Source organism: Kribbella sp. VKM Ac-2566 (assembly GCF_004366005.1).
Classification (GTDB): Bacteria; Actinomycetota; Actinomycetes; order Propionibacteriales; family Kribbellaceae; genus Kribbella; species Kribbella pratensis.
The window spans coordinates 1-2,193 of sequence record NZ_SODT01000005.1; the positions used below are offsets into that span (position 1 = coordinate 1).

The following is a 2,193-nucleotide window of genomic DNA, read 5'->3' on the forward strand; positions in this document are numbered from 1 at the left end:
CTGTCAACGGCAGACGAAAACTGACCCCCTTGCGGCAGTTGAAAATTGACCCCTTGGTGGTCATGGTTCCTCGGTGTTGGCGGCTGGGACGCGGCCGAGGTCTCGGTTTCTGAGTCGGTAGGAGTCGCCTTTGAGGGCGACGACGTCGGCGTGGTGGACGAGGCGGTCGATCATGGCAGCGGCGACGATGTCGTCGCCGAAGACTTCGCCCCAGCGGCCGAAGGGTTTGTTGCTGGTGACGATCAGCGAGGCGCGTTCGTAGCGGGACGAGACGAGTTGGAAGAACAGGTTCGCGGCCTCGGGTTCGAAGGGGATGTAGCCGACCTCGTCGACGATGAGCAGTGGATAGCGGGCGAGCCGGACGAGTTCGTCTTGCAGACGGCTGGTGTGGTGGGCGTCGGCAAGCCGGGCGACCCATTGGCTGGCGGTGGCGAACAGGACCCGGTGGCCGGCTTGGCAGGCGCGGATACCGAGCCCGATCGCGAGGTGGGTCTTGCCGGTGCCGGGCGGGCCGAGGAACACCACGTTCTCCTTGGCTGTGACGAAGTCGAGGGTGCCGAGGTGGGCGATCAGATCACGGGCCAGGCCGCGGGCGTGGTCGAAGTCGAACTCCTCCAGGCTTTTGCGGGCGGGGAACCTGGCCGATCTGATCCGGCCTTCGCCGCCGTGGGCGTCGCGGGCGGCGACCTCACGTTGCAGGCAGGCGACCAGATACTCCTCATGTGTCCAGGACTCCGCGCGGGCTCGTTCGGCGAGGCGGTCCACTGATTCGCGCAGGGTGGGTGCCTTCAACGCCCGGGTGAGGTAGGCGATCTCGGCGGTCAGGTCTTTGACCGGTGTGGCTTTCGTCCGGGTCGGCATCACGACGCTCCCTGGTCCAGCCGCAGTCCGAAGGCGATGTCGTAGTCGGTCAGCGCCCGCTGTTCCACCTCGGTCGCTGCTGGGGCGACGACGGTGAACCGGTCACGGCGCAACGCGGTCGCGGCCTGGGCGTGGACGGTGTCGGTGATCGACTGGTGGTGCGCCCAGCAGCGTGGATGGTCGGCCACGACAGCGCCCTCGCAGAACACCCGGACCCGATCCAGGTCGGCGACGATCTCGATCCGCCGGCCGACCGCGGCCGGGTGCACCGAGTAGTCGTTGGAGTCGAGCCGGATGTAATAGTCCCGGGGCAACCGCTGCGACCTGCGCCAACCGGTGACCGGCGCGACCGGTGGCAGGGTGAGCATCGCCGCCCGGTCCGCCTCGACCCGATCGCCCGGTGAGCAGCCCAGCACCCGCATCCGGCGGGCGTTTGCCTTCGGCAACCACCCCTGCAGCTGGGCGTTGAAGTCGCCGGGATCGGTGAAGGTGCGACCCGGCAGAAACGAGGTCTCCAGATAGCCGTTGGCCCGCTCGATCAGCCCTTTCGCCTCCGGATCGGCCGGCTTGCAGACGATCACCTTCGCGCCCAGCGTGCCGCGGAACGCCTGGCAATCGCCAGTCAGCTCGGCGGTGCCGCGACGCCACCTGCCGATCGCTCCCTCGCCGTCCCAGACCAGAGTCTTGGGAACGCCGCCAAGCCGCTCGAGCAGCACCCACCAGCCGGCGAACAGATCCTCGGCCGCCCGCGACGGCAGCAGCCGCGCCGACAGCCACCGCGAGTAGCCCGACGCCATCACCAGCACCGGCAGCTGCATCGGTGACCTGGTCTGCCCGAACCCCACCGGCAGGCTCACCTCGGGGAACCAGAAGTCGCACTGCGCCAACTCACCCGGCAGGTACGTCGTTCGCGACGCCGGATCAGGCTGCAGATACGCCGGCCGCAGATCGCTGACCCGATCTCGCAGGATCCGGATCGAGTGCTGCCACCCGATCCGCTCCGCGACCACCGTCGCCGGCATCGTCGGCCACGCCCGCAACAACTCCCGGATCCGCGGCTCCACCTCGTCGACCAACGAGCCTCGCGGCGCACGCACGTACCGAGGCGCACCATCGCTGCGCAACGCCTGCTTCACCGTGTTCTTCGAACAACCCATCGCCCGAGCGATCACCTTGATCGGCATCCCCTCGGACCGGCGCAACCGCCGAATCTCAGCCCAATCCTCCACAGTCAGCACCCGCTTCCTCCTGACCTCGCGCTGAGGCCAGCATCTTCCGAAGGGGTCAGTTTTCAGTTGCCGCCTGGGGGTCAGTTTTCACCTGCCGTCGACA

General features: G+C 68.1%; 2 protein-coding genes. Both read right to left on the minus strand.

Features of this window, described 5'->3' with window-relative positions:
* Positions 1-60: 60 nt before the first annotated feature.
* On the minus strand, positions 61-861 hold the full coding sequence (istB, locus tag EV647_RS03035; RefSeq protein ID WP_133998073.1) for an IS21-like element helper ATPase IstB: 801 nt from the start codon (positions 859-861) through the stop codon (positions 61-63).
* Positions 861-2,099 carry an IS21 family transposase gene (gene istA, locus EV647_RS03040; RefSeq protein WP_133998076.1) on the minus strand — a complete coding sequence of 413 codons (1,239 nt, stop codon included), beginning with the start codon at positions 2,097-2,099 and terminating at the stop codon, positions 861-863. Before istA ends, istB begins: the two co-directional genes overlap by 1 nt.
* Positions 2,100-2,193 lie beyond the last annotated feature (94 nt).